The organism is Brevibacillus sp. FW306-2-1A-C05A, assembly GCF_058781555.1.
Window position 1 is genome coordinate 41718 of record NZ_JBYSWV010000012.1, and the last position, 24142, is coordinate 65859.

The following is a 24142-nucleotide window of genomic DNA, read 5'->3' on the forward strand; positions in this document are numbered from 1 at the left end:
TAAAACCCCCTTCGATTATCTATCTTCTATAATGTCAAACTGCCTGATGGGAGTGACCCAAATAAGCAGATTGCACTCGCGGATCGTTACTGATCTCTTCAGCGCTGCCTTCGAGCATGACCTCTCCCGTACTCAGGACGTAGGCTCTGTCGGAGATGGCCAGCGCGGCGCGAGCGTTTTGCTCGACCAGCAACACCGTCGTGCCCCACTGGGAGCGAATCTCCTGCACGATCGTCAAAATTTCCTTGGCAATCAGCGGAGCGAGGCCAAGCGACGGCTCGTCCAGCAGCAAAAGCTGCGGTCTGGATAAAAGCGCCCGGCCAATCGCAAGCATTTGCTGCTGCCCCCCTGAAAGCGTTCCCCCTAGTTGCCACTTCCGCTCCGCCAGGATCGGAAAGCGCTCGTAAACTGTCTGCATTTCTTTGGCGATTTCTTTTTTGCTCGTCTTCGGCATGCGATGAGAAGCGCCGAGCCACAAGTTGTCCTCTACGGTCAGCGTGGAAAAAATTTGCCTGCGCTCCGGCACGTGCGCCATCCCGCGCGGCACCACAAGCTCGGCCGGAATCCCCGTAATGTCTGTATCGCGGAACCAGATTTTCCCTTCCTTCGCGCTGTGCAGCCCGCAGATGCAGTTCAACAACGTCGTTTTGCCTGCGCCGTTTGCGCCGAGCAGCGAGACGATCTCCCCTTCGTTGACTTGCATCGTAATGCCGTGCAACACTTCTACGGGACCGTAGCGAGCCGTGATGTTGTCCACTTTCAAAATCGCTTTCTCCATCTGTTTTCCCCCTACTCTTCTTCCGTTCCCAAATAGGCCGCGATGACGCGCGGGTTCTCCTGGATTTCGCGCGGGGTTCCTTCCGCAATTTTCGTGCCCTGATCGAGAACGACGATGCGGTCTGCGATCGTCATAATCATGTCCATGTCATGCTCTACCAGCAAAATCGCCGTGCCGCTGTCGCGAATCTCGCAAAACATCCGGCTCATCTCCGCCGTCTCGGTATGGTTCAAGCCTGCCGCCGGCTCGTCGAGCAAGAGCAGCTTCGGTCCGGCGACCATCGCCCGGGCAATCTCCATCAGCCTCAGCTTTCCGTACGGCAAGCTTCCCGCAAGCTGCTGGGATTCCGGCGCCAGTCCGACACGCCCGAGCCAGGCGTGCGCCTTTTGTTCCATCATTTTCTCTTCTCTTTTCGCGCTGCCGAGGTTCATGCCGCAGGCAAACAGGCTGGAGCGCGTCTTCGTATGCATCCCGACCATGACGTTTTCGAGTACGGTCATATCGTCAAACGTCTGGAGGTTTTGAAACGTGCGGGTGATCCCCAATCCGGCGTATTCGTAGCCGGGGACTCGCGTCATCGGCTTGCTCTGGAAGCGAATCTCGCCTTCGGAGGGAGGAATGACGCCCGACACCATGTTCAGCACGGTGCTTTTCCCCGCGCCGTTCGGGCCGATCAGCGCCAAAATCTCGCCTTCCCGCACTTGAAAGTTCACCTGGTTGACAGCTCGTACCCCGCCGAAATCGCGGGACAGCTCCTGCACTTCCAACAGAGTTGTCATGTTGCCGCCTTCCTTTCTACCCGCTCGCCAGACTGCGTCTTCGCGGCCAGTTCTTTTGCCTTTTTCGCTTGCGCTTTTTCATAGGCGGAACGAATCCGCGGCACAAGTCCCTCTGGCATGAACATGACGATCAAGACGAGGATGCCGCCGAAGACGATCGTATCGACGTCGCCCTGCAAGCCTGGAATGACTTCGCTGAGCAGAATCAATCCTTCGCTGATAAAGCCGATCAGTACGGTGCCGATCAGCGCCCCCCATATACTCGTCATCCCCCCGATGACGACCATGGTGAGAAATTTGATCGATTCGTGCAGTCCGAACGGCTGCGGATCGAGAATCCCCATGTAGTGGGCGTACAAGCCGCCGGAAATTCCGGCGAACATCCCGCTGACCACGAAGGCGTTCAGCTTGAACTTGCGCACGTCAACGCCCATCGAGGTTGCGGCAATCTCGCTTTTGTGAATCGCGCGAAAAGCTCTGCCGACCCGCGAATGCATAAGGTTGAGCGAGAATAACAGCACACAGGTGACGATCGCCCAGATCAGGTAGTACATGGACAGCTCGCTGCCGCCGAACAGCGGCACCTGCGGAATGCTAATCATCCCGCTCGCCCCGCCAGTGACCGGCTCCCACTCGGTAATGCCGATCTGGACGATGTAGCCAAAGGCCAAGGTCGCCATGGCGAGGTAGTAGCCTTGCAGCCCGGCGATCGCCCTGCCGAGAATAAAGGCGAACAGGCCGGGAATGATTGCGGAGGCGACGAGGCCGACGAGCGGCGACAGGCCGTACTTCGTGGTCAAAACGGCGGACGTGTATGCACCGATTCCCCAAAAGGCTGCTTGTCCGAGCGAAATCTGTCCGGCAAGCCCCATCACCAGACAAAGCCCGATCGTCACGATGGCATGCAGCCCGATAATAATCCCGACGGAGCGGTAATACTCATCCGGCATCACGAACGGGAACACCACCATCAAGGCGAGATAAATGCCGAAGCCTTTTCCCCATTTCGTCAACAACCGCTTCATCTACAGCCCTCCTTTTCCTACGCTGCGTTCTCCAAAGAGGCCGGATGGCTTCACCAGCAGCATGCCGATCAGAACGAGAAACGCGATCGCGTCCTTCATCCCGGAGCTGACGTAGCCTGCTCCGAGCGACTCGACGATGCCGAGCAAAAAGGCGGCAACCGCTGCACCGAGCGGATTGCCCAGACCGCCCAGAATGGCTGCGGAGAATCCTTTGATTCCGAGCAGCACCCCGATGTCGTAGGAGGTCACGCTAAGCGGGGCAATCACGATTCCGGCAATCGCTCCGGTGGCTCCGCTGATTGCGAAGGCGAGCATGCTCATCTTCGTGGGTGAAATCCCCATCAGGCGGGCAGCCATCGGATTGACCGAACAGGCGTTGATCTTTTTCCCCAAAATCGTCTTATCCATCAAGTACCAGAGAAGAAACAGAATAATAAGGACAGCGGCCAAAATCCACACGCTTTGCGTAGCAATCGTCACGCCCCCGAACGAGATCGGCTCGTTGCTCGTGATCGGCTCCAGCGCAAATGCATCCTTGCCCCATATCAAGCTGGCGATGCCTCGAATCAAAGTGGAAATGCCTATTGTCAAAATTATCAAACTAATAGGACTAGCCTTTTTCACATAAGCGATGACATACTTCTGCATGATGATGCCGATTGCCGTCACTGCTATGATGGCGAGCAGCGCTGCTAATCCGTACGGCAGATTCATCCCGATCAAGGCAACCGTCACCATTCCGCCCAGCATCAAAAATTCTCCCTGTGCGAGATTAATGACTTTGCTCACGTTGTAAATCGTGATGAACCCTACCGCGACGATCGCATAAATACCGCCGCTGACGAGGCCGTTTGCGACATACTGCAACAGTTCCGTCATATTCGTGCTGTACCCCCTTTTGTATCGCGTCCGAACAAAACTACCACATAAAACGCTTACATTTTATTTATTGGAAATATTATTGCAGAAGAAATGCCCTAGCATATTGACTAGGGCGCTTTCTTCGTAGCAACCGCCTAATGTACGGGTGCAGCTTCATACACCGTCTCGAAGAATCGAACTGCCCCTGGATTCAAAAGTTGATAATAGTTTTGGAACAATTGATCCGCTTCTTTGCCCAGCCACAGATCCGGCAGCAGTTCCTGCGGCAAGTCCGGGTCGATAAACAAAAATTTGCGATATTCATGGACGAGCTTGGTCTTTTCCACGAAGCAATGGCTGTCGGCTACTTCCTCGCCGCTGCTGATCTTCGCGGATAGCTGCTCGAACTGCTCGCGATACGTATCAATAAATTCTTTGTACTTCGCGTTGATCTCGTCGATGTTCCAGCACTTCTGCACCAACTGCTTGGGATCGCTCCAGCCCAGGTGCCCTGCGCTGAAAATTTCGACGTGCTCCGTGATCTCGTGCGACTCGGTCAGTTCTTTTACCCGGTCGGCGAGGTCGTTCGGGCTGATCCACGTGCTCGTCGTCAGCATCCCGAAGCCCATCCAGCCCAGTTCCTTGCGCAGTTGGTCGCGCAGAGCGCGGCGCTCCTCCGGTATGTTGTAGCTGGCAATGCACCACTTGCCATCCCACACGTCTGTCTCGACTTTATAAATGCGGGCCGCCGCTTCCTCCAGCCGTTTTTTCCCACGCTCGGATACCGAATAATAGCTCTTGTTGCCTACTTTTCTCGACTCCAGCCAGCCCTGGCGGAGCATCCGGGAGATCGCTGCGCGAACAGCAGGCTCGGACAGGCCGAACTCTCCCATGAGCCGCGTCAGGCTGCCGATCCAGATTTCGCTCCCGTAATGACGGACGTATTCCCCGTAAATCGTAAAAAGCATGGATTGTGGCTTCACGTTTCTTCAACCCCCAGATCGATTCATACCTATTCGCTGTGAAATTGTACCATATTCTCTAGTGAGTGCGTGAATCGATTGAGAGTATGACGACAAAATGATATTACGTTATTTTAACGCAATTATATTAAAACATTTTAAAAGAGTCAATTTATTCTGGATGATTTATTTTTCAGCGCTGATTTCGGCTTGCAATGCCTCAAAACGCTGCCTGATTTCGTGCTTGTTGAAGATCGCCTGGGTAAACGTTCCGACCCCGACGCGATTGCGGGCGGTGTCCGCTGTCACCTCGCACACCACCCGTTTTTTCGTCACTTCCTGGCAAACCGCCTTGAAGGTCACTGTCTGGCCGACTACTGCGGGGCCGACATGGCGGATGTCCACAGCGAAGCCGGAGCCTTCCTCATCCTCTTCCAAATAAGGCAAAATCACCTGGCGTCCTGCCCATTCCATGTAGTAGATCATGCTGACGGTCGACATGACCGGATGCACGACCTCGCCTTCAAACTTAGGCAGCATGTCTTCGGTGACGGTCACCGTAAACTCGGCCGTCGTCCCCGGTTGCAGTCCTTCCTTCACACGCCTTCGCCTCCAGTCTCCCGCAAGCGCCTATACGCGCTCGATGATGGTCGCAATCCCCTGGCCCACACCGATGCACATCGCAGCCAGGCCATAGCGGGCTTCACGGCGCTCCATCTCATACAGCAAGGTCGTGAGGATGCGCGCGCCGCTTGCCCCGAGCGGATGGCCCAGCGCAATCGCTCCGCCGTTGACGTTGACCAGCTCCGGGTTGACCCCCAACTCGCGCACGCAGGCTACTGCTTGTGCGGCAAACGCTTCGTTGAATTCGAACAGTTCGATTTGCTCAATCGACAGGCCCGCCTGCTTCAACGCCTTGCGCGTTGCCGGAACCGGCCCAATGCCCATGACGGACGGATCGACCCCTGCCACTGCGGACGCGACGATGCGCGCACGAGGCTTCAGCCCGGCCGTCAAAGCCGCCTCCTGCTCCATGACGAGCAGGGCGCTCGCCCCGTCATTCAAGCCGCTGGAATTGCCCGCTGTGACCGTGCCGTTGGCCTGAAAAGCAGGCTTCAGCTTTTGCAGTTGCTCGATCGTCGTCTCCGGACGCGCATGTTCGTCGCGGTCAAACAAGGTCACATCGCCTTTGCGCCCTTTCAGCTCGACCGGAACGATCTCCTGCGCCCATTTTCCTTCTGCGAGCGCGCGGGCGTAGTTTTGCTGGCTGCGCAGCGCGAACTCGTCCTGCGCTTCGCGGCTGATGCCGTACTGCTCCGCGACCTTCTCCGCCGTCTCTCCAAGGCTGATCGGCGGGTACAGCTCGTTCATTTTATCGTTGACCAGCCGCCAGCCGAGCGTCGTGTCGACCAGTTGCTGATTTCCGCGCTGAAAAGCAGTCCCCGGCTTCATCATCACCAGCGGAGCGCGCGTCATGCTCTCCAGCCCGCCTGCGATGTACACCTGACCTGCGCCTGCCTTGATCGCATTCGCGCTCTGATTGACAGCTTCCAGGCCGGAGCCGCACAAGCGGTTGACCGTCACTCCCGGCACTTCGACAGGCACTCCGGCCAGCAGCAAAGACATCCGCGCCACGTTGCGGTTGTCTTCGCCTGCCTGGTTGGCGCAGCCCATGATGACGTCATCAATCGTCTTCGGATCAATGTCATTTCGTTCCAGCAGCTTTTGAATGACCAATGCCCCCAGATCATCCGGGCGCACTTCTTTCAAGGCGCCGCCAATCCGTCCGATTGGCGTCCGCACAGCATCGATAATGACCGCTGTTTTCATCTTCCACTCCTCCAATGCAGTAGGACTTCTCTTCTGCTACAGCGCTTCTACCAGCGTCGCCAGCCCTTGGCCGCCGCCGATGCACAGCGAGACGATTCCGTATTTTTTCTGGCGGCGGCGCAGCTCGTACAGGATCGTGCCTGCCAGCCGGGCGCCGCTCATGCCGAGCGGATGGCCCAAGGCGATCGCTCCGCCGTTTACATTTGTCTTCTCCGGATCAAGCCCCAGCTCGCGCATGCAGGCGAGCGACTGGGAGGCAAACGCTTCGTTCAGCTCGAACAGGTCGATGTCCTCTACCGTCATGCTGACTTCGGCAAGCAGCTTGCGGATGGCTGCGACTGGTCCTATGCCCATGATGCGCGGATCGACTCCGGCGCAGGCAAAATGCACGATTCGCCCAAGCGGAGCGACTCCTGTACGCTTCACCATTTCTTCGTTCATGAGCAAAAGAGCCGCCGCGCCATCGTTAATCCCTGAGGAGTTGCCGGCCGTCACGCTGCCGTTTTTGCGAAAGGCAGGGCGCAGCTTCGCAAGCGACTCGACCGTGGAGTCGCGGCGCGGAAACTCATCTGTGTCAAACAGCGTTTCTTCCCCTTTTTTCCCGCGCAACAGGACGGGAATGATCTCGTCCTTGAACAAGCCTGCGTCAATCGCGGCGATCGCGCGGCGCTGGCTCTCGGCGGCAAACAAATCCTGATCCTCGCGGCTGATGCCAAACTGCTCCGCCACGTTTTCCGCGGTATCGCCCATGGTCAAATCGCCGTAAAGCGACACAGGCGCAGAGCGCGGCCCGCCAAACGATTCGATCAGCGTCTGGGCGCCGCGCTGGTACGGCTGCTCGAATTTTTCCATGATGTACGGGGAACGGGTCAAATTTTCTACTCCGCCTGCGAGCATGACCTGGCTGTGTCCTGCCTGGATGGACTGGGCAGCGAGATTGACCGCTTCCAGCCCGGACGCGCACACCCGGTTCACCGTCAGCCCTGGAATCGTCTCGGGCAGCCCTGCTTTGAGCAGACCTACGCGAGCAATATTGATAAACGGCCCCGCCGAAATGACATTGCCCATGATGACGCCATCGACAGCATCCCCGGTTTGTCCCGCTTGCGCCAATGCTCCGTTCAGCACGATGGCTGTCAGGTCATCAATCGGCGTATGCCTCAGACTGCCTCCCAGCTTGCCAATCGGCGTGCGCACGGCAGCCGTTACGTAGACGTCACTTTTTTTCATCGTCATGCCTTCACACCCACTTTGCTCTCATAGGTGTAAAAGCCCTGTCCGCTGCGCACGCCGACGCGTCCTGCCAGCACGAGCTTTCTGAGCAGTGGTGCCGGGCGGTAACGCTCCTCCGCCAGATCGCGCTGCAAGCCTCTGACAATGGCAAAAATCTCGTCCAGCCCGATGCGGTCCGCCCATTCCAGCGGTCCATACGGATAGTTGGTGCCTTTTTTCATCGCGATGTCGATATCGCTGGCCGTCGCCGCCTTCTCCATCAGCGTGAACGCCGCCTCGTTAATAATCAGGGAGAGAATGCGCGGGAAAACCAGTCCCACCTCGTCCGCGACGATTTCCGTCTCTTTGCCGAGCGACTGGAAAAAGACTTCGGCCGCTTGAATCGTCGCTGGCGCTGTTTGCAGGGCAGGCGCGATCTCGATCAGCTCCCGCTCCGCGAGCGGCACGAGCGTCCCGAACCCGCACACCCGCTTTGGATGCTGCGCCCAGGAAGCTACTTCTGTCGCCGTGATCGCAAGCGAGGTCGTGAGGATCGGCACTGCCGGGGCAAGCAGGCTGTCCAGCGCGCGAATCAGCTCTCCCTTTTGCTGCAAGTCGAGGTTGCTCACCTCTACCGCGAGCGAAACCGCCGCAGGTTCTGCTGCCGCTTCCGCCACAGAGAGCACCTGGTATCCTTTTTCTGTAAAAAGCTGTTGAAGCTCTGCAAAAAGCGGACTTGTACCCGCGAGCACGACCGCCTTATTTGTCATAGTCATAGAAGCCTTCCCCCGTCTTTCTGCCCAGGCTGCCGGCCTGCACCATCCGCTGCTGAATCCGGCTGGGCTTAAATCGTCCTTCATGGAAGAAGTCGGTATAGACCGATTCGGTCGTGGCAAAATTGATGTCGATGCCGATCATGTCTTGCAGCTCAAACGGTCCCATTTTGAACCCGCCTGCGCGCTTCATGATCCGGTCGACCTGCTCTACCTCTGCGACATGGTCGCCCAAGATGCGCAGCGCCTCGTTGTAGTACGGACGCGCGATGCGATTGACGATGAAGCCGGGCGTATCCGTCACCAGCACGGGCACTTTGCCCAGCTCCGTTGCGAAGCGATACGCTGCCTGCACGTTTTCCTCGCTCGATTTTTTGCCGCGAATGACTTCCACCAGCGGCATGACGGGCGCCGGGTTGAAAAAATGAAACCCGAGAATGCGCTCGGGATGGGGAAGCCCTCCGGCAATTTGCGTGATGGAAATGGAGGAAGTATTGGTGAGCAACAGCGCATCTGCCCGGCAAATCCGGCTCAGCTCGCTGAAAATGCTTTTTTTCAGGTCGAGGCGCTCCGGCACTGCTTCGATGACGATGTCGCACTGCGCCAACTGCTCCATATCCGATACAAGCTTTGCCCGGGCCAGTGTGTCTGCCCGCTCCTGCTCGCTGATTTTGCCTTTTTCCACGTCCTTGCCCAAAATGGATTGCAAATAGGCGAGTGCTTTGTCCAAAACCGCCTGATTGGCGTCCAACAGCACTACCTGATGCCCTTTGCGGATACAGACGAGAGCGATGCCCGCTCCCATCGTTCCCGCACCGATGACGCCCACTGTTTTTGTATTCACTAGACTTGTGCCTCCCTTCGCTCCTAACGGCCGGTAAAACGGGGAGCGCGCTTTTCCATGAAGGCCGCGACCCCTTCTTTGTGGTCCGCTGTGCTGCCTGCGACCTCCTGTGCATACGCCTCGTAGTCCAACGTCTCTTCCAGTCCCATTTCAAGCCCTTTGTACATCGTGCGCTTGATGAGGCCAATGCCTCGCGTCGGGAGGGCAGCGAGTTTGCGCGCATAGGCTACCGCTTCTTCCATGAATCTCTCCGCCGGATACACCTTGTTCACGAGTCCGATGCGCAGCGCTTCCTCTGCCGATACTTTTTCTCCAGTCATCGCCAACTCCAGCGCCTTGCCGATGCCGACGATGCGCGGCAGGAAGTAGCAGCCCCCCGAATCGGGCACAAGCCCGATGCTGACAAATGCGTTGACAAAAGACGCCTTTTCCGATGCCAGGCGAATGTCGCAGGCGAGCGCCAGGCTCATGCCTGCTCCTGCCGCCACGCCGTTTACGGCCGCGACAATCGGCTTTTCCGTCTTTTGCAACTGGAGGATCATCGGATTGTAGCGCTTGCGCAAAAATCCGCCAAAGTCGATGTCTTCGCCCGATACTTCGCCAAGGTCCTGTCCGGCATTGAACGCCCGCCCCGCTCCCGTCAGGAGAATGCAGCGCACAGCGTCATCCTTTTGCGCCTCTTTGAGCGCCGCAACGATTTCCTTGTGCATGACCTCGGTAAAAGCGTTGAATTTGTCCGGCCGGTTCAAGGTCACGACTGCTACGCCTTCCGCTACTTCATAAAGAATGGTTTCGTACATGGCCGCCTCCTATTTACCCGTAAACCGGGGTTTGCGCTTTTCCAGGAAAGCTTGCATGCCTTCCTTGCGATCCTCGCTGGCGAGCAGCAGATAGAAGCCGTTTCGCTCGTAATCCATGCCTTCTCCCAGCGGCAAATCGTCTGCTTTGTGGACCGCTTTTTTAATCATCTGCACGGCGAGCGGCGGCTGTGCGGCGATTTGCTTCGCCAGCTTGCGGGCCTCCTGAAAGTACGCCTCTACCGGCACGACCCGATTGACCAGCCCGTAACGCAGCGCCTCCTTCGCCGAGATCGGCTCGCCCGTGAGCAGCATTTCCATCGCCTTGCGCAAGCCGACCGCGCGGGTCAGCCGCTGCGTGCCGCCTGCCCCCGGCATGACGCCCAGCTTGATCTCCGGCTGCCCGATCACGGCTGTTTCCGAAGCGATAACGATATCGCAGTTCATCATCAGCTCGCAGCCGCCGCCAAGTACGAAGCCGCTGACTGCGCCGATAATCGGCTTGGAAATGAGCGACATCCGATCCCAGACGGCGAATTGGTCCCGCTTCATGATCTCGATCGCGGACGCCTCGGCCATCTCGTTGATGTCGGCTCCGGCTGCAAATGCCTTGTCATTGCCCGTCAAAATGATCGCGCGAATGTCCGGGTCCCGGTCCATCCGCTCCAGCTCGGCAACCAGCTCATCCACTAATTGCAAATTCAGTGCGTTGAGAATCTTCGGTCGATTCAACGTAATAATCCCGATTCCATCCTCGCTGGCTGTTAGGATATATTCGTAAGCCATGCGCTTTTCACACCCTTTTTCGCAGGTAGTCGATCCGACAATCGCAAGCTAAATCGCAGCCTGAGCCTTGCCCCGATTGTCTACGATGCGGATTGCTTTTCCTTCGCTGCGCGTCAAGGAATTCGGCGGTTGAATGCGCAGCACAACGGATACGCCCAACGTATTTTTAATCATGTGCCCAATCTCTTTTACAAGATGCGACAAAGCAGCGCTTTCATTTCCGCTGATCTCGCTGGCGTACTCCTGTGTCAGCTCGCAGTGGACTTCAAACCGATCAAGCGCTCCGTCGCGTTCGATCACAACTTGATAGTGCGGTGCCAGTTGGTTGAAGGTCAGCAAAACAGACTCGATCTCTGTCGGGAATACGTTGACGCCGCGAATAATCAACATATCGTCTACGCGCCCTTTGATCCGCGACATGCGCATGGTCGTGCGGCCACACTTACAGGGCTCCGGATTGAGCGAAGCGATGTCTCCTGTGCGATAGCGGATCACCGGGAACGCTTCTTTGGTCAAAGAGGTGAAAACAAGTTCGCCTTCCTGTCCGTAAGGCAGCACTTCGCCTGTATTCGGATCAATAATTTCGGCGTAGAAATGGTCTTCTGCGATGTGCAGTCCATCCTGCGCTTCGTGGCACTCGATGGATACGCCTGGCCCCATGACTTCGCTCAAGCCGTAAATGTCCACCGCTTTAATATCGAGCGCTTCTTCAAGCTGTACGCGCATTTCCTCGGACCACGGTTCCGCCCCGAAAATTCCGTATTTGACGCTGGTTTCCCGCGGGTTGATGCCTTGTTTTTTCATTTCCTCGACGATGTTGAGCACGTAGGAAGGCGTCGCTGCGATTCCGCGCGGCTGGAAGTCCTCGATCAGCGTGATCTGGCGGGAAGTGTTGCCGCCGGATACAGGAACCGCTACTGCGCCGAGATACTCGATGCCGTTATGCAGGCCAAGCCCTCCTGTGAACAGGCCGTAGCCGTACGCATTGTGGAAAATGTCCCCTGGCTGGCCGCCGGCACAGCAGATCGCGCGGGCCACGATTTCCGCCCAGTTTTCCAGGTCCTTTTTCGTGTAGCCGACAACGGTCGGTTTGCCTTTTGTCCCCGACGAGCCGTGGATGCGGGCGACTTCGTTCATGTCTACCGCAAACAGCTTGAATGGGTAGTTTTCCCGCAGGTCTGTCTTTTTCATGAACGGCAGCTTGCGGATGTCTTCGATGGACTGGATGTCTTCCGGTTTTACCCCTGCTTCGTCGAACGCTTTTTTATGAAACGGCACTCGTTCGTAGACGCGTGCGGCCGTTTCCTTCAAGCGCTCCAGTTGGAGTTGAGTCATTTTTTCTCTTGACAGCGTTTCCATTTCCGTATTAAAGATCATGCCGTTTCCCTCATTCCATTACGTTATGTCTTTGCATGCTTGCTGCTTATTCGCCCTTGAATACAGGTTTGCGCTTTTCGCGGAACGCTTCCAGCGCCTCCAGACGGTCTTTGGTTGGAATAATGACCTCGTAGCACATCGTTTCTACATCCAGCCCTGTTTGCAAATCGACGCTGCTGCCGCGGTCGATGGCGGCTTTTGCCTGATAGACGGCGAGCGGCGCGTTGCCGAGAATTTCATGGGCCAGTCCCATTGCCAGCGCATGCAATTCTTCCTGATCGAGGGCTGTCCCATTCACGATTCCTAAGCGGTTGGCTTCCGTCGCCTGAATGCGGCGTGCCGTCAAAATCAGCTCTTTCGCTTTGGCCGGACCGATCAGCCGGGACAAACGCTGCGTCCCCCCTGCCCCTGGAATGATGCCCAGGCTCACCTCAGTCAGCCCCATCTTGGCGTCTTCCAGTGCGTAGCGGAAGTCGCAGGCAAGCGCCAGCTCGAAGCCTCCGCCAAAGGCAAAGCCGTTAATCAGCGCAATCGTCGGCTGTGGCAGCCGCTCCAACGCGGTGAACACATCGCGAATTTTGCGGACGTTGCGCCGTACTTGCTGCTCGTTTAACGTGCGGCGTTCTTTCAAATCGGCCCCTGCGCAAAACGCCCGGCCTTCGCCTTTTATCAGCAGGACGCGGATGTCTTTTGACTCCAGCCGCACCTGCTCGATCAGGTCACCCAGACGTTCCAGCGTGTCGTAGTTCAGTGCATTCAGCTCATCCGGACGGTTCAGCGTGATGATCGCCACGTGGCCGTCTCGTTCAAAGCGAACGGTTTCCTCCATGCTCTGCGTCCTCCTTGTGCAGCCATTTCCTCCAGTGCGGTTAGCGGTTCGGGTTGACCCGCGCATACGTCCCTGTCGCAAAAGCAACCAGCTTCCCGTCGCAGGTCACGCGCGCTTCCATAATAATCAGGCTTTTTCCCTGCTTCAAAACGCGCGATTCGGCTTCCAGCCGCTCTCCGCGAGCAGGGTACAAATATTGAATCTTGCTCTCTACCGTGACGCATTGTTGCACACCGTCTACATGGGGAGCGGCTCCATGTCCCATCGCTACATCAGCCAGTGTCGCCGTTACGCCTCCATGCACGACGCCATCGATGCTATTGAACAGCTCAGGGCGAATTTTCAGCGCTACCTTGCAGCCCTGTTCATCTCGATGTACGACTTCTATGCCCAGGTAGTGGTTAAAACGATTGCGGATTTCCACTGTCATCCTCTCGCCCCCGTGTTAGTATCCTCGTGAAACAGTGAAAGGAGCCTGTGCTCCTCGCATTCGGCTTCCTTTCCCTGTCTGATTTTCGCATTTGGTTTATTTCGGTTCGTCAATCGCGACGAAGTATTCGTTTTTCCGATACGCCAGTGCGTCCAATGTCGCTACCAGGCCATGCTCGGTTTCTACACGGATGCGGTACCAGGCTGTCCGGTTGTTTTTCTTCTCCTCCGTGGCAGTTGCCACCAGTCGGTTTCCTTTCATGGCTGCGGCCAAAAATCCGATGTTCATAGACAACGCCACGGATGTTTTGCCGTAGGAATTACAGGCTGCTGCGAAAACAAAATCAGCCAGGGAGAAAATGATCGCGCCATGCGCTGTGCCGTGTGCGTTCAGCATGTGTTCGGCCACGGTCACTTCCGCTGTCGCCGTCCCTTCCCCAAGCTCGATCAGCTTGACGCCTAAAAATTGGGCAAATTGGTCTTGCTTCAGCTTTTCGCAAATTTCATCGTAGTGCTTGCGATGAAGCTCTCGCTCGTCGACAAATGTTTTCCCGCTCATCGATTAGACCACTTCAGCAAAATGCATGGACACCACTTGGCCGGCAAATCCACGCAAGTCTTTTCCTGCTGCACGTCCCTCTGGAGATGACAACGCTTCCAACAGAGCCTCTTTTGTTTCAAAGTACATTTCTGCGATCAGGTGCAGATCGGACTCGCCCATTGGCGTGCCGTAAACCTTGCTCACTTCCATCTTGACCAGGCCAGGCATTTTTTCTGCGAGTGCAGCGTGCACTTCGAAATAGTGCTTGTCAAAAGCCTCGATATCTTCAGGCTTGCGATAAATTGCCACCAATTTCACCATTACGATCCCTGCTTTCATCAGTTTATTTCACAAAACATGTGACGAGATAATGATATAACGTTATTTTAACGCATGTTTATATTTTTATTATATAAAGCCTTTCCGACAGGTGCAAGTATTTTTCAAAAAGCAAGAAAACTCTGTCGCCGGAATCTTCTGGTGCAAAACCTGCTACTATCATCATGCTTATCTTTGTTTTGCTTCGATAGTACAAAAAAATGGCTGCCAGAAATGACTTCCGACAGCCGATCAGAAAACTTGGCTGCGCCAAGCCATGGGCGCAGCCTTAGTTGCCCCTATACGGGATAAGAACCTTATCCATTCTTATCTGTAAAAAAAGAGGACAGACATGGCGTCTGCCCTCTTTGTCGCGCCTGGCGTTCTAAATCCACACCCAGTAAACGAAGACGATTATCGCAACCAGAATAAAGAACAACCCGGCGAAAATGCTGACTCGTGCAAACTCATGGCCTTTTTGGTCCATGTGCATCCAAACAAACAGTTGGAAGAGCGCCTGAACGAAGGCCAGTACGACGATGAACGGTACGGTGAAACCTGCCGGAACCACTTCATACGCTACTGCAATAAATGCCAGTGCGGTCAATACGAGAGATCCGATGAAAGCCACTACGTGTCGTTTAGGACTGTCGTGTTTTACTTTCGGCTTGCGTACCTCTTCATTTTGAGCATGTGCTCCCATAGATTACCCCACCTTTCCACCGATCATACCCATAAGATATACAACGGTAAAGATGAACACCCACACTACGTCGATAAAGTGCCAATACAAGCAGGCCAGGTAGAACTTCGGAGCCGTTACTACCGTCAGACCTTTTTTCACTGCCGACAACTGCAACAGGATGATCCACAAAATCCCGAACGCTACGTGGCCCCCGTGGAAGCCAACCAGCGTATAGAACGCGGAACCGAATGCACTCGTCGAGATTTTGTGGCCTTCATGCACGTAATGCACGAACTCGTAAATCTCCAGCGCAAGGAACCCGAGGCCGAGCAGTACAGTGATGGTCAGCCATACCTGAATCATCTTCAGGTTTTTCTTGTGCAGGGCGAGCGTAGCCATAACACTTGTCATCGAGCTGGTAAGCAGGATCAGCGTTGCGGCTGCAACCAGCGGCATGTCGAACAGTTGCTGCGATGTAGGACCGCCGTTTACTTGATCGCGGAGCGCGATGAATGTTGCGAACAAGGAACCGAAAAGAACTGTCTCCCCGCCAAGGAAGAGCCAGAAGCCAAGAATCTTGTTCTTGCCTTCAAGGGTGGCTTTTTCCGGTTCATCAGGTAATACTGCGTTTGCATGATGTGTAGCCATTAAGCCTTAACCCCTTTCTCTTCGATTTCGTCCTCATGAATATGATAACCAGGATCGTCTTTTACAGAACGGGCGAACATGCTGGCGAATGTCACGAGCAAGCCGATAACCACGACAAAGTAGTTGTGGTACATGAAGCCGTAACCCGCAACAAACAAGCCTACAGACATCAGGAAAGGCAGGAACGATGGCGACGGCATGTGGATGTCACCAAGCGGTTCAGCAGGTGTCATGCCTTTGTTGCCAGCCATTTTCTCAATCCAGAATGCATCCAGACCGCGAACCAGCGGTGTTTGCGCAAAGTTGTACTCAGGCGGTGGCGACGGAATCGCCCACTCAAGCGAACGTCCATCCCACGGGTCTGCAGGAGCGCGTTTGCCTTTTGCGGAAACAACGACGTTAACCAGGAACAGGATGGTACCGATCGTCATACCGAATACCCCGATCGTACTGATGAAGTTCCCGACATCGAGATCCTGACCTTTCAGGAACGTGTAGACGCGGCGCGGCATCCCCATCAAGCCAAGGAAGTGCTGCGGGAAGAAGGTAAGATGGAAGCCGATGAAGAACGTCCAGAAGTTCCATTTACCAAGTGTTTCATTGAGCATTTTCCCGAACATCTTCGGCCACCAGTAGTACAGACCTGCGAACAGACCGAACACAAGACCCCCTACGATAACGTAGTGGAAGTGCGCTACTACGAAGTAACTGTCATGGTATTGGTAGTCAGCCGGCGGAACCGCGAGCATAACCCCTGTCATACCACCGATTGTAAACGTCGGGATGAAGCCTACTGCAAACAGGTTTGCGGTAGGGAAGCGGATTTGTCCGCCCCACATGGTCAAAAGCCAGTTGAAGATTTTGATACCCGTAGGCACCGCAATCAACATCGTTGCCAGACCGAACAGCGTATTGGCGATAGCGCCCAAACCGGTTGTAAACATGTGGTGAGCCCACACCATGAAGCCAAGGAAGCCGATCAGCGCGGTTGCGAATACCATGGAGCTGTAACCGAACAGGCGCTTTCTGGAGAAGGTGGAAATGACTTCAGAAATCACACCGAATGCCGGGAGAATCAGGATGTATACTTCGGGGTGACCGAAAATCCAGAACAAGTGCTGCCAAATGACAACATTACCACCAGCGTCCGGATTGAAAAAGTTACCGCCGAACAGACGGTCGAACATCAACAGAACCAGGCCGACTGTAATCGCAGGGAACGCGAACAGAATCAGGCCGGATGTTACAAAAGACGCCCAGGTGAACATTGGCATACGCATGAATGTCATACCTGGAGCACGCATGTTGATGATGGTAACCAGGAAGTTGATACCACCGATCAGCGTACCAAGACCGGCAATTTGCAGACCGAGAACGTAGAAGTCTACCCCGCGGCCGCTAAATTGGTTCAAAGCCAAAGTTGTATAAGATGTCCATCCGGCATCTGGCGCTCCACCAAGGAACCAACTGGTGTTCAAGAGCACTCCCCCGAAGAAGAAGAGCCAGAAACCGAGAGAGTTAACAAATGGGAATGCTACGTCGCGTGCGCCAATTTGCAGCGGAACGACCGCGTTCATCAGCGCGAAGATGACCGGCATGACTGCCAAGAAAATCATCGTGGTGCCGTGCATGGTAATCAGTTCGTTAAATGTCTTGGCACCAACCACTTGAGCTTCTGGATACATCAACTGCAAACGGATCAGCAGGGCTTCGAAACCGCCAGCCAGAAAGAAAATTCCGCCGGCAATCAAGTACAGGATCGCGATCTTCTTGTGATCCACTGTCGTGAGCCAATCCCACAGCCCTGAACGTTTTGGTGCGGGTGCGTGAGAAGCATGTGCAGACACAGGTTTACCTCCTTTTTAAGCGTAACTGCCTATGACGAATGTCATTTCATTACGGTAATTACTTCACGCTGAGTGTAGACATGTACTCTACAAGCGCTTTCACTTGTGCATCGTCGAGGTTGAGGTTAGGCATGTTGTTGCCCGGTTTCACCTTTTGCGGATCTTTCAGCCACTCTGCCACATTCTCAGGCGTATGGGCGAGAATACCTGCTACGCGCTCGCGATCCGCGAAGTTGGTCAGGTTTGGACCCAGTTTGCCGCCTTTGCCGGCAATGGCATGACAGCCGAGACAGCTTTTGTTGAAGATTTCTTGACCTTGTGCAGCACCTGGGGATGTTGCAGCTACCGGCTCTTTGGACTGAACGCCCTTCATGCCGTTTGCCCAGTTGTCAAATGCAGCCTGGTCCATTACTTCCACCTTGAAGTCCATCAAGGCATGGGACGCTCCACAGAGCTCCGCGCATTTACCGTAGAAAATGCCTGTCTTGTCTGCTTGCAGCCAAATCTTGTTTTCCTGGCCTGGGTTGGTGTCGATCTTGCCGCCCAATGCCGGAATCCAGAATGCGTGCATTACGTCAGCAGAGGTCACGTGGAACTGAACCTTTTTGCCAACTGGCAGAACGAGGTCTTGTGCGGTTGCTACTCCCAGATCAGGGTACTCGAACTCCCACCAGAACTGGTGAGCGATTACCTTCACTTGAAGCGCTTCCTCTTTTGGATATTCCTTGTGCAGAGCGAAACCAGTCGTAACGGTTGGAATCGCCATGACAATCAGGAGCAGGAAAGGAATAACCGTCCAAAGAATCTCAAGTGCATGATTGCCTTCGACCTGTTTTGGAACGCCTTGCTGTCCCGGGCGCTTACGATATCGAATAAGGACGTACGTAAAGATCAGCATAACGACAATGAAGACGCCGATCATGATAGCGGAGGACAGCTTCATCAGGTCATACTGCATCGCAGCCACCGGGCCGGAAGGCTTGAGCGCTGAGAGCTCATCTTTGCCACACCCGGTTAACACCAGCGCCAGCAGACCAAAAAGAGAAAGCTGACGCCAAAACTGTTGCCAACCCTTCATACCAATGAACCCCTCTTTCTTCGTGTTGGTAACGTTCTAGCCACGCTTACAACTAGAAGCTTACGTACTCTTTCATTTGCGTAAGAAATAGCTAGCTATACTTTCCCCAACTATCATACCCAATCAGGAAAAGGATTAGCAGTCATTTCTAAAACAAACAAAAAGAGTAAGGCCAAGAAAGCAGACTTCTACCAGTGCGTGGTAACCATTTAAGTATACATAAATTTTCCTTAATCTAAAGGCTATTTGTTATGATTTTGTTAACAAATTTATGAACAAATTTGTGAACTTTCAAGAGAAATGTAACCAGTTCAGGGAAGTTAAAGGAGATTCGCATGCAAAAAAGACCAATAGCACTAATCACTGGAACCTCTAGCGGCTTTGGAATGAACGCTTCTGTGGCATTAGTCAAGGCCGGATTTTACGTAATCGCTTCCATGCGCGACCTGGAAAAAAGGGGCCCTCTTGACAAAATTGCAAACTTGCATATAGCAAGCGAACATATGGAAGTGATTTCCTTGGACGTCACTCGCCCCGCCGAAATTGAGCAGGCGATCACCAGCATCATCGAACGGCACGGCCGCATCGACCTGTTGCTCAACAATGCAGGCTGCGCCTACGGCGGCTTTGCCGAGGAAATCCCTCCCGAGCACTGGCGCAGCCAGTTTGCAGTCAACGTGTTCGGCCTGATCGACGTCACTCGCGCCGTGCTGCCGCACATGCGGCGACAACAAGCAGGAAGGATCATCAATCTGAGCAGCATCAGCGGCCGCTTCGGCTTCCCCGGCCTCTCGCCCTACGCCGCTTCCAAGCACGCAGTCGAAGGCTTCAGCGAGTCGTTGCGCCTGGAGATGCTGCCCTATCACGTTTATGTGAGCGTCATCGAGCCAGGCTCGTATCGCACTCCGATCTGGGAAAAGGCGTTGCAAACCCAGCAGCCTGTCCCAGACTCCGACTCCGCCTATGCCGGGCAAATGAAGCTGCTGCGCCAGCATGTGGAATCAATCATGCGGTCTGCCCCGGAGCCGGACGCCGTCATCTCCGCAATCGTCCGCGCCGCGACCAGCCCCGCTCCCCGCTTTCGCTATCCGGTCGGGCGAAGCACGGTGCTGATGCTCGCGGCAAAAACGCTGCTTCCCTGGCGCTGGATCGAGCGGCTGGTTGTCAAAAAGCTGTCGCCTTCCTCCCACCGCGCAGACTGAACGCCACCGCTTTTCTCGTAGACCCAAGCAACAGCATAAAGGACAGCCTCCCGTCTTCTTTAGACGTCGGAGCTGTCCTTTATCATGCGCGGCTCTATTCATTTCCCGAACGGATGGCTCTAAGCAACCACGTATGCTGCAAATATTCGGCCACCCCGTAAAAGATCGCGACAAATCCCGCTCCTATCGGCGAAACCTGGGCCTCTGGCAAAAAGACGACGCTGCCGTAGACGATGAGAAAGCCGATGATGAAATCAATAGCGGTCGTAAGCCAAAGACTGCCGGGCGCGAGAATGGCCCTGTCCAGAAAAAAACCGGCGAGAGCGAGCACGAACCCCACTCCGACCGACTGGTACAAGTTCGCAAAATTCACCTCGGGAAAGAGCGCATCGGCCAAAACAACCAAGATCGGGCTTACAAGCAACTTCATCCAAAGACCGTCCACGTTTGTTCCCACTCCTTATGCTGGGGTCTTCTCAGTATGCCCCGCTTTTGGCCGACAATCCCCGCCATCCTCCCCCTTGTCAACGCAGCCAACTGCTAATGACATCGCTCATCGGCTTGAAAATCCATTCCATCACATACACAGGGTTGGCAAGCCGCCCGTATTGCGTGGCGGCGTACAGCCCGACACTGATGACAAGCATCGCGACGAAGACGGTCATTTCTTTTTTCTGCCTCTGGCGGATCAGTCTGGGCAGCTCATACAGGCAGACGATAATCGAGACAAGCACAACTGTCAGCGTAGACATTTATCCTCCTCCTCGCTCGGTCACTTTTCTTTGAAGGCGTTGCTGATCGTCCCCAACCGCCTGATTTTGACCTCCGCCTGGATATGCACCGGCAGCTTGGCAAATTCCTTGTCCCAGTTTTTCTCCAGTTGCTTCCACACTTTCGGGTATTTGCGGTGAATCGCATCGCCGAAGCCGAAAATGTCTACGCCTCTTTTTTTGGCGTAGGCGACAGCGCGCATTCCACTCTCGACCATCCCTTTTTCTGCGTCTTTTTCCACTTGCTCGATCGTCTCCATCTTCGTCAGATCAATATTGCACTGCACCTCGCCGACGTCATTTTCCAACTGGATCAGAACCGTGATTTCCGGCTTGCCGTTTTTCAGGCTGGCCTTGATCTTGGAATCGGCATTCATGACTTCCATCGTCATTCTTCCTCCGCCTTTGCACGGAAGGCTGCCCGCCGTACTTTTCACGTTTCCGGCAATGTAGTTGTACGCCTTGCTGTCCGCTTCGTTTAGCCAGCCGATCAGCTTGTCTCCGCGAAACGCCGCCAACGTGGAGTATTCCAGCAGCACGTTGGAATCAATCTGCTCCACATTGCTCCGCCGATCCCCCTCCACCGCCGGACCAGTCAAGCGAATGCCCGTCAGCACTGCCTGCTTACCGTTGTTCGTCAAATCCGCAATCAACTGATCCAGCGTCACCGCAACAGTCGGAGCCCATGCTTTAGAAGACGTTTCCAGCGAGGCGAACAGCTCGTTGGACGGGATTTGCTCAAGCGGCGTAATCACTTTCAAAATACTGCTCGCCGTCGTTCCGCGCGCCACAGCAATGTAAAAATCCGTGCGAAATTCATGGTCGCGCGACACAAAATCAAGCACGGGAGCAATTCCTTCCCGCGCCATCGCCTCGCCCAGTATCAGCATCCTTGTATGCGACATATAGATTTTGCGCGGAGAGACCGTCGTCATTTTTCGCAGCGCCTCAAAAACAGTAGGGGCATTCATGGAAAAAAGCGTGACAGGAGCCCTACCTGGCTTCCCTTTGTTGGCTGCTACTTCCCCCGGGTCCACCACCTGGACAGACACGGTATAGCCGTGCTCCGCCTTGTCGATTCCGATACCTACGCAGATAGCCAGATCGTTCAGTTCTTTGCGGTTCCAGCAACCGGCCAGGAGCATGACCAGCGCGATGCAGAGAAGCACTTTTATGCCTTTCATGGAAGTCCACTCCTTTGCTTTTCGTGTGCTACTTGCCGGGCGGGGGTGGCTTCATTTTCGTTGACTGGCGGCGCAGGTTGCGCTTGCTGATCGACTCAGGCCGCTTGTCCAAGGCCCAATGGGGAAGGCGCAGGATCGTATCCCGCTGCTCCTTGAATGAAAACGGAGCAAACGTGCTCATGTACGGAACGCCAAACGAACGCAGGCTGCACAAGTGCAGCACCAGAGCGAGCACCCCGACAATGATGCCGTAGATGCCGAAGGAGGCCGCCAGCACCATCAGCGGAAAGCGCAGGATGCGCACGGGAATCGACATGTTGATCGCCGGAAAAATAAAGCTGGAGATCGCCGTAATCGAAACGACGATAACCATCGCCGCAGACACGATACCCGCCTCTACTGCGGCCTGGCCGATTACCAGCGTCCCGACAATGGAGATCGCCTGCCCGACAGCGCGCGGCATGCGAATCCCCGCCTCCCGCAAAATCTCGAATGCGATCTCCATCAATACCGCCTCCAAGAAAGCCGGAAAAGGCACGCCCTCCCGTTGCGCCGCCAGACTGATGAGCAGTTAAAGTGGTAATCGCGATATAGAGAGAAGGCGCGAGCAGCGCGATAAAAAAGCAAATAAATCGCAGCATCCGAATCAGCGTACTGAAATCAGCCCGCTGATAGTAGTCTTCTGCGGAATGAAAAAACTCGACGAACAAAGAAGGCACGGTCAGCACAAACGGAGTTCCGTCCACCAGGATCGCGACCCTGCCCTCCAACAAATTGGAGGCAACCATATCGGGGCGCTCGGAGTTGGAGATCGTCGGAAACGGCGTGTACGCTGCATCCTGGATCAGCTCCTCGATCATCCCGCTCTCCATGATGCCGTCCATATCAATCCGGTCCAGCCTGCTGCGGACTTCCTCCACAACGCCTTCCTCGACCAGACCTTTGATGTACACGACCGCGATTTCCGTCTTTGTCACTTCCCCGATTCTGCGCGTCTCGACCCACATCTTTTCACTGACGATTCGCCTGCGCAACAGCGTAACGTTCGTCCGCAGGTTCTCCGTGAAACCTTCGCGCGGACCGCGAATGACCGTTTGCGCCGTCGGCTCGGTCACCCCTCTGTCCTTCCATTCCTGCAAGCCGATCGCCATCGCCTGTTCATATCCGTCCAAGAATAGGATGGCGCACCCGGAGAGCATGGCCGTAAACATCTCGGGAAAATTGTCCACGTCACCGATATCGCCAACGGTCAAAACCGCATCTTTTAAAAAGGGGACGAGTTCTTCCTCGCGTTCCAGCTCCAGTTCTTTAAAGCGCGTCTTGTAAAGCAGGCTGTTGATTAAAACCCCCTGCACCATGTGGGTATCTACCATGCCATCCGTGTACACAACAGCAGCGCGTACAGGCTCGCGGCTGTCCTGAACCAGTTCGCGGATCACTATGTCATTGCTGTATCCTAGCGCCTCTTTTACATACCGAACATTCTCATCCAGGCTGGGGCCAATTTGAGCCATCTCATTGCTCCCTTACATTGGCAATTATTTATCCAGTTTTTCCACCCGTGCCCGTTACTAAACGAACGGAATGGAAAACTTGCCCCTGGCTGCAAAGAAAAAGACTTCCCCTGCTCGTCGCTTGCGAGAGGGAAAGTCTTGTTGATCGAGAAGCTTAGCCCGTTACAGGCTGGGCTGGATCGTCAAAGGAAGGGTCGTACCATTCTACCTTGTGCGTTTGCTGAATCTCGTTCAGCCAATTGTTGTAGTTTTCGCTGCGGTTTTTATCGGTCAAAACAGATTTGATCTGATCGCGCACCTTTTCAAATTCCGGCGCAGGCGAGCCCATCTGCTGTTTGTTCTCGTCGTAGTATTTCTTGATCTGTTCATCCGTAACCGGAAACGCCTTGTCGAGCAGCTTGTCGCGGGTCATCAGCACCGTCAGCTTCTCACGCAGCTTTTGCTCGGTCATGCCCATGCTCTGGAGGTAGTTTTTGAACGCTTCCTCGGAGCCGACCTGTTCTTTCATCGAGGCAATTTCCTTGTCCATTTCTTCCTTGGTCACCGTAACGTTTTGCGCCTTGGCTTCCTGTGAAATCAGCGACTGGGCGACCAGCTCGTGTATCATCTGCTTGCCGTACATCGTCTTCATTTCGTCGTACAGTTGATATTGCGTAATCGAGGTATCACCAGCCTTGACCAGAACCGGGTCTTTCTCTGCCTCTCCTGCCTGGTAGACACCGAGCACAGCCAGTCCGGTCAGCAAAACGGCAACCGAAAGTATAGAAACGTCGAACTTCTTCACTTGGATATCCTCACTTTCTGTTATCTGCCCACCAAGTATAGTCAGGAGATACGGTAGAAAAATGGAATGAGGATTACACAACTTTTCCACATTCTTATATAATTATGTGCCAGCTTTTGCGGCTACATGAAAAATCGGGCAAAAAAAGAAGTGAGGACGGAGGCAATGACGGGACCCAAAACCGCCCATATTTGCAAAAAACGCTCCTGCCTCCTGCTTTTTTCTCCTTCGATGATCTGTGCCAGATTTTCCTTGTCCCGATTGTCGTCGTTCAATAGCTGCATGATGA

The 24142-nt window shown here is 54.8% G+C and carries 27 protein-coding genes and 1 pseudogene; 1 reads left to right on the plus strand and 27 read right to left on the minus strand.

What is annotated here, in order from left to right; genetic code table 11:
- Positions 1 to 34: 34 nt before the first annotated feature.
- The 21 genes from AC3WJN_RS09920 to coxB form a co-directional block, all read right to left on the minus strand.
- On the minus strand, positions 35 to 778 hold the full coding sequence (locus AC3WJN_RS09920) for an ABC transporter ATP-binding protein (protein ID WP_005830736.1): 744 nt from the start codon (positions 776 to 778) through the stop codon (positions 35 to 37).
- A gap of 11 nt (positions 779 to 789) precedes the next feature.
- Complete coding sequence (locus AC3WJN_RS09925) at positions 790 to 1557, minus strand: ABC transporter ATP-binding protein (RefSeq protein WP_007782926.1); 768 nt, start codon at positions 1555 to 1557, stop codon at positions 790 to 792.
- Positions 1554 to 2582, minus strand: a complete 1029-nt coding sequence (locus AC3WJN_RS09930) for a branched-chain amino acid ABC transporter permease (RefSeq protein ID WP_005830733.1) — start codon at positions 2580 to 2582, stop codon at positions 1554 to 1556. The genes AC3WJN_RS09925 and AC3WJN_RS09930 overlap by 4 nt, the downstream gene beginning before the upstream one ends.
- The gene (locus AC3WJN_RS09935) at positions 2583 to 3461 is read right to left on the minus strand and encodes a branched-chain amino acid ABC transporter permease (RefSeq protein ID WP_007782929.1); all 879 of its coding nucleotides are present in this window, start codon (positions 3459 to 3461) and stop codon (positions 2583 to 2585) included.
- Between the two features lie 137 nt (positions 3462 to 3598).
- Entirely contained in the window at positions 3599 to 4426 is an 828-nt protein-coding gene (gene paaX, locus AC3WJN_RS09940) for a phenylacetic acid degradation operon negative regulatory protein PaaX (RefSeq protein WP_005830729.1), read from the minus strand.
- A gap of 165 nt (positions 4427 to 4591) precedes the next feature.
- The gene (locus AC3WJN_RS09945) at positions 4592 to 5005 is read right to left on the minus strand and encodes a thioesterase family protein (RefSeq protein ID WP_025848315.1); all 414 of its coding nucleotides are present in this window, start codon (positions 5003 to 5005) and stop codon (positions 4592 to 4594) included.
- 30 nt (positions 5006 to 5035) lie between these two features.
- Positions 5036 to 6235 (minus strand): thiolase family protein, encoded by a 1200-nt coding sequence (locus AC3WJN_RS09950; RefSeq protein WP_005830725.1) that lies wholly within the window; start codon positions 6233 to 6235, stop codon positions 5036 to 5038.
- A gap of 36 nt (positions 6236 to 6271) precedes the next feature.
- Positions 6272 to 7471 (minus strand): thiolase family protein, encoded by a 1200-nt coding sequence (locus AC3WJN_RS09955; protein WP_026558009.1) that lies wholly within the window; start codon positions 7469 to 7471, stop codon positions 6272 to 6274.
- Positions 7468 to 8223, minus strand: a complete 756-nt coding sequence (locus tag AC3WJN_RS09960) for a 3-hydroxyacyl-CoA dehydrogenase family protein (protein WP_007782935.1) — start codon at positions 8221 to 8223, stop codon at positions 7468 to 7470. Before AC3WJN_RS09960 ends, AC3WJN_RS09955 begins: the two co-directional genes overlap by 4 nt.
- Positions 8207 to 9064, minus strand: coding sequence for a 3-hydroxyacyl-CoA dehydrogenase family protein (locus AC3WJN_RS09965; RefSeq protein ID WP_005830720.1), 858 nt, complete (start codon positions 9062 to 9064; stop codon positions 8207 to 8209). Before AC3WJN_RS09965 ends, AC3WJN_RS09960 begins: the two co-directional genes overlap by 17 nt.
- Positions 9065 to 9087: 23 nt before the next feature.
- Positions 9088 to 9864: an enoyl-CoA hydratase-related protein gene (locus AC3WJN_RS09970; protein ID WP_007782937.1), complete on the minus strand. Its 777-nt coding sequence runs from the start codon at positions 9862 to 9864 to the stop codon at positions 9088 to 9090.
- A 9-nt stretch (positions 9865 to 9873) separates the two neighbouring features.
- Entirely contained in the window at positions 9874 to 10647 is a 774-nt protein-coding gene (locus AC3WJN_RS09975; RefSeq protein ID WP_005830716.1) for an enoyl-CoA hydratase-related protein, read from the minus strand.
- Between the two features lie 48 nt (positions 10648 to 10695).
- Positions 10696 to 12024, minus strand: coding sequence for a phenylacetate--CoA ligase PaaK (gene paaK, locus AC3WJN_RS09980; RefSeq protein WP_005830715.1), 1329 nt, complete (start codon positions 12022 to 12024; stop codon positions 10696 to 10698).
- A 46-nt stretch (positions 12025 to 12070) separates the two neighbouring features.
- Positions 12071 to 12853, minus strand: coding sequence for an enoyl-CoA hydratase-related protein (locus AC3WJN_RS09985; RefSeq protein ID WP_007782941.1), 783 nt, complete (start codon positions 12851 to 12853; stop codon positions 12071 to 12073).
- Positions 12854 to 12893: 40 nt separating this feature from the next.
- Positions 12894 to 13283: a PaaI family thioesterase gene (locus AC3WJN_RS09990; protein ID WP_005830712.1), complete on the minus strand. Its 390-nt coding sequence runs from the start codon at positions 13281 to 13283 to the stop codon at positions 12894 to 12896.
- A 96-nt stretch (positions 13284 to 13379) separates the two neighbouring features.
- A complete protein-coding gene (locus AC3WJN_RS09995; protein ID WP_007782943.1) occupies positions 13380 to 13841 on the minus strand; it encodes a hotdog fold thioesterase in 462 nt (153 codons plus the stop codon).
- Positions 13842 to 13844: 3 nt separating this feature from the next.
- A complete protein-coding gene (locus AC3WJN_RS10000; RefSeq protein ID WP_005830709.1) occupies positions 13845 to 14144 on the minus strand; it encodes an EthD family reductase in 300 nt (99 codons plus the stop codon).
- A gap of 382 nt (positions 14145 to 14526) precedes the next feature.
- Positions 14527 to 14844, minus strand: coding sequence for a cytochrome C oxidase subunit IV family protein (locus tag AC3WJN_RS10005; protein ID WP_005830707.1), 318 nt, complete (start codon positions 14842 to 14844; stop codon positions 14527 to 14529).
- A 3-nt stretch (positions 14845 to 14847) separates the two neighbouring features.
- Positions 14848 to 15474 (minus strand): cytochrome (ubi)quinol oxidase subunit III, encoded by a 627-nt coding sequence (locus AC3WJN_RS10010; RefSeq protein WP_005830705.1) that lies wholly within the window; start codon positions 15472 to 15474, stop codon positions 14848 to 14850.
- Positions 15474 to 17321: a cytochrome c oxidase subunit I gene (gene ctaD, locus AC3WJN_RS10015; RefSeq protein WP_238502977.1), complete on the minus strand. Its 1848-nt coding sequence runs from the start codon at positions 17319 to 17321 to the stop codon at positions 15474 to 15476. The genes AC3WJN_RS10010 and ctaD overlap by 1 nt, the downstream gene beginning before the upstream one ends.
- 58 nt (positions 17322 to 17379) lie before the next feature.
- Positions 17380 to 18399: a cytochrome c oxidase subunit II gene (gene coxB / locus AC3WJN_RS10020; protein ID WP_005830702.1), complete on the minus strand. Its 1020-nt coding sequence runs from the start codon at positions 18397 to 18399 to the stop codon at positions 17380 to 17382.
- Positions 18400 to 18734: 335 nt separating this feature from the next.
- On the opposite strand from coxB, the gene AC3WJN_RS10025 reads away from it, so the two are divergent.
- Positions 18735 to 19601, plus strand: a complete 867-nt coding sequence (locus tag AC3WJN_RS10025) for an SDR family oxidoreductase (RefSeq protein WP_007782948.1) — start codon at positions 18735 to 18737, stop codon at positions 19599 to 19601.
- Between the two features lie 94 nt (positions 19602 to 19695).
- Here AC3WJN_RS10025 and AC3WJN_RS10030 read toward each other — a convergent pair whose 3' ends face one another.
- From AC3WJN_RS10030 to AC3WJN_RS10055, 6 genes and pseudogenes are all read right to left on the minus strand, one after another.
- Entirely contained in the window at positions 19696 to 20046 is a 351-nt protein-coding gene (locus AC3WJN_RS10030; RefSeq protein ID WP_005830699.1) for a DUF2512 family protein, read from the minus strand.
- Between the two features lie 79 nt (positions 20047 to 20125).
- Entirely contained in the window at positions 20126 to 20353 is a 228-nt protein-coding gene (locus AC3WJN_RS10035; RefSeq protein ID WP_005830697.1) for a hypothetical protein, read from the minus strand.
- Between the two features lie 20 nt (positions 20354 to 20373).
- On the minus strand, positions 20374 to 21555 hold the full coding sequence (locus AC3WJN_RS10040; RefSeq protein WP_005830696.1) for a Ger(x)C family spore germination protein: 1182 nt from the start codon (positions 21553 to 21555) through the stop codon (positions 20374 to 20376).
- A gap of 28 nt (positions 21556 to 21583) precedes the next feature.
- Positions 21584 to 23069: pseudogene (locus AC3WJN_RS10045) on the minus strand (spore germination protein).
- 154 nt (positions 23070 to 23223) lie between these two features.
- Positions 23224 to 23853: a SurA N-terminal domain-containing protein gene (locus AC3WJN_RS10050; protein ID WP_005830692.1), complete on the minus strand. Its 630-nt coding sequence runs from the start codon at positions 23851 to 23853 to the stop codon at positions 23224 to 23226.
- A gap of 122 nt (positions 23854 to 23975) precedes the next feature.
- Positions 23976 to 24137: a hypothetical protein gene (locus AC3WJN_RS10055; RefSeq protein WP_260507411.1), complete on the minus strand. Its 162-nt coding sequence runs from the start codon at positions 24135 to 24137 to the stop codon at positions 23976 to 23978.
- Positions 24138 to 24142 lie beyond the last annotated feature (5 nt).

Excerpts from the sequence above, each read along its gene's own strand:
- AC3WJN_RS09995 (WP_007782943.1), bottom strand. The coding sequence starts at position 13,841 with ATGAGCGGGAAAACATTTGTCGACGAGCGAGAGCTTCATCGCAAGCAC.
- AC3WJN_RS09930 (WP_005830733.1), bottom strand. The coding sequence starts at position 2,582 with ATGAAGCGGTTGTTGACGAAATGGGGAAAAGGCTTCGGCATTTATCTC.
- AC3WJN_RS10000 (WP_005830709.1), bottom strand. The coding sequence starts at position 14,144 with ATGGTGAAATTGGTGGCAATTTATCGCAAGCCTGAAGATATCGAGGCT.
- AC3WJN_RS09955 (WP_026558009.1), bottom strand. The coding sequence starts at position 7,471 with ATGACGATGAAAAAAAGTGACGTCTACGTAACGGCTGCCGTGCGCACG.
- AC3WJN_RS09990 (WP_005830712.1), bottom strand. The coding sequence starts at position 13,283 with ATGACAGTGGAAATCCGCAATCGTTTTAACCACTACCTGGGCATAGAA.
- AC3WJN_RS09960 (WP_007782935.1), bottom strand. The coding sequence starts at position 8,223 with ATGACTATGACAAATAAGGCGGTCGTGCTCGCGGGTACAAGTCCGCTT.
- AC3WJN_RS10035 (WP_005830697.1), bottom strand. The coding sequence starts at position 20,353 with ATGTCTACGCTGACAGTTGTGCTTGTCTCGATTATCGTCTGCCTGTAT.
- AC3WJN_RS09935 (WP_007782929.1), bottom strand. The coding sequence starts at position 3,461 with ATGACGGAACTGTTGCAGTATGTCGCAAACGGCCTCGTCAGCGGCGGT.
- AC3WJN_RS10025 (WP_007782948.1), top strand. The coding sequence starts at position 18,735 with ATGCAAAAAAGACCAATAGCACTAATCACTGGAACCTCTAGCGGCTTT.
- AC3WJN_RS10005 (WP_005830707.1), bottom strand. The coding sequence starts at position 14,844 with ATGGGAGCACATGCTCAAAATGAAGAGGTACGCAAGCCGAAAGTAAAA.
- AC3WJN_RS10010 (WP_005830705.1), bottom strand. The coding sequence starts at position 15,474 with ATGGCTACACATCATGCAAACGCAGTATTACCTGATGAACCGGAAAAA.
- coxB (WP_005830702.1), bottom strand. The coding sequence starts at position 18,399 with ATGAAGGGTTGGCAACAGTTTTGGCGTCAGCTTTCTCTTTTTGGTCTG.
- AC3WJN_RS09975 (WP_005830716.1), bottom strand. The coding sequence starts at position 10,647 with ATGGCTTACGAATATATCCTAACAGCCAGCGAGGATGGAATCGGGATT.
- AC3WJN_RS10040 (WP_005830696.1), bottom strand. The coding sequence starts at position 21,555 with ATGAAAGGCATAAAAGTGCTTCTCTGCATCGCGCTGGTCATGCTCCTG.
- AC3WJN_RS10055 (WP_260507411.1), bottom strand. The coding sequence starts at position 24,137 with ATGCAGCTATTGAACGACGACAATCGGGACAAGGAAAATCTGGCACAG.
- AC3WJN_RS09920 (WP_005830736.1), bottom strand. The coding sequence starts at position 778 with ATGGAGAAAGCGATTTTGAAAGTGGACAACATCACGGCTCGCTACGGT.
- AC3WJN_RS09950 (WP_005830725.1), bottom strand. The coding sequence starts at position 6,235 with ATGAAAACAGCGGTCATTATCGATGCTGTGCGGACGCCAATCGGACGG.
- AC3WJN_RS09970 (WP_007782937.1), bottom strand. The coding sequence starts at position 9,864 with ATGTACGAAACCATTCTTTATGAAGTAGCGGAAGGCGTAGCAGTCGTG.
- paaK (WP_005830715.1), bottom strand. The coding sequence starts at position 12,024 with ATGATCTTTAATACGGAAATGGAAACGCTGTCAAGAGAAAAAATGACT.
- AC3WJN_RS09985 (WP_007782941.1), bottom strand. The coding sequence starts at position 12,853 with ATGGAGGAAACCGTTCGCTTTGAACGAGACGGCCACGTGGCGATCATC.
- AC3WJN_RS09925 (WP_007782926.1), bottom strand. The coding sequence starts at position 1,557 with ATGACAACTCTGTTGGAAGTGCAGGAGCTGTCCCGCGATTTCGGCGGG.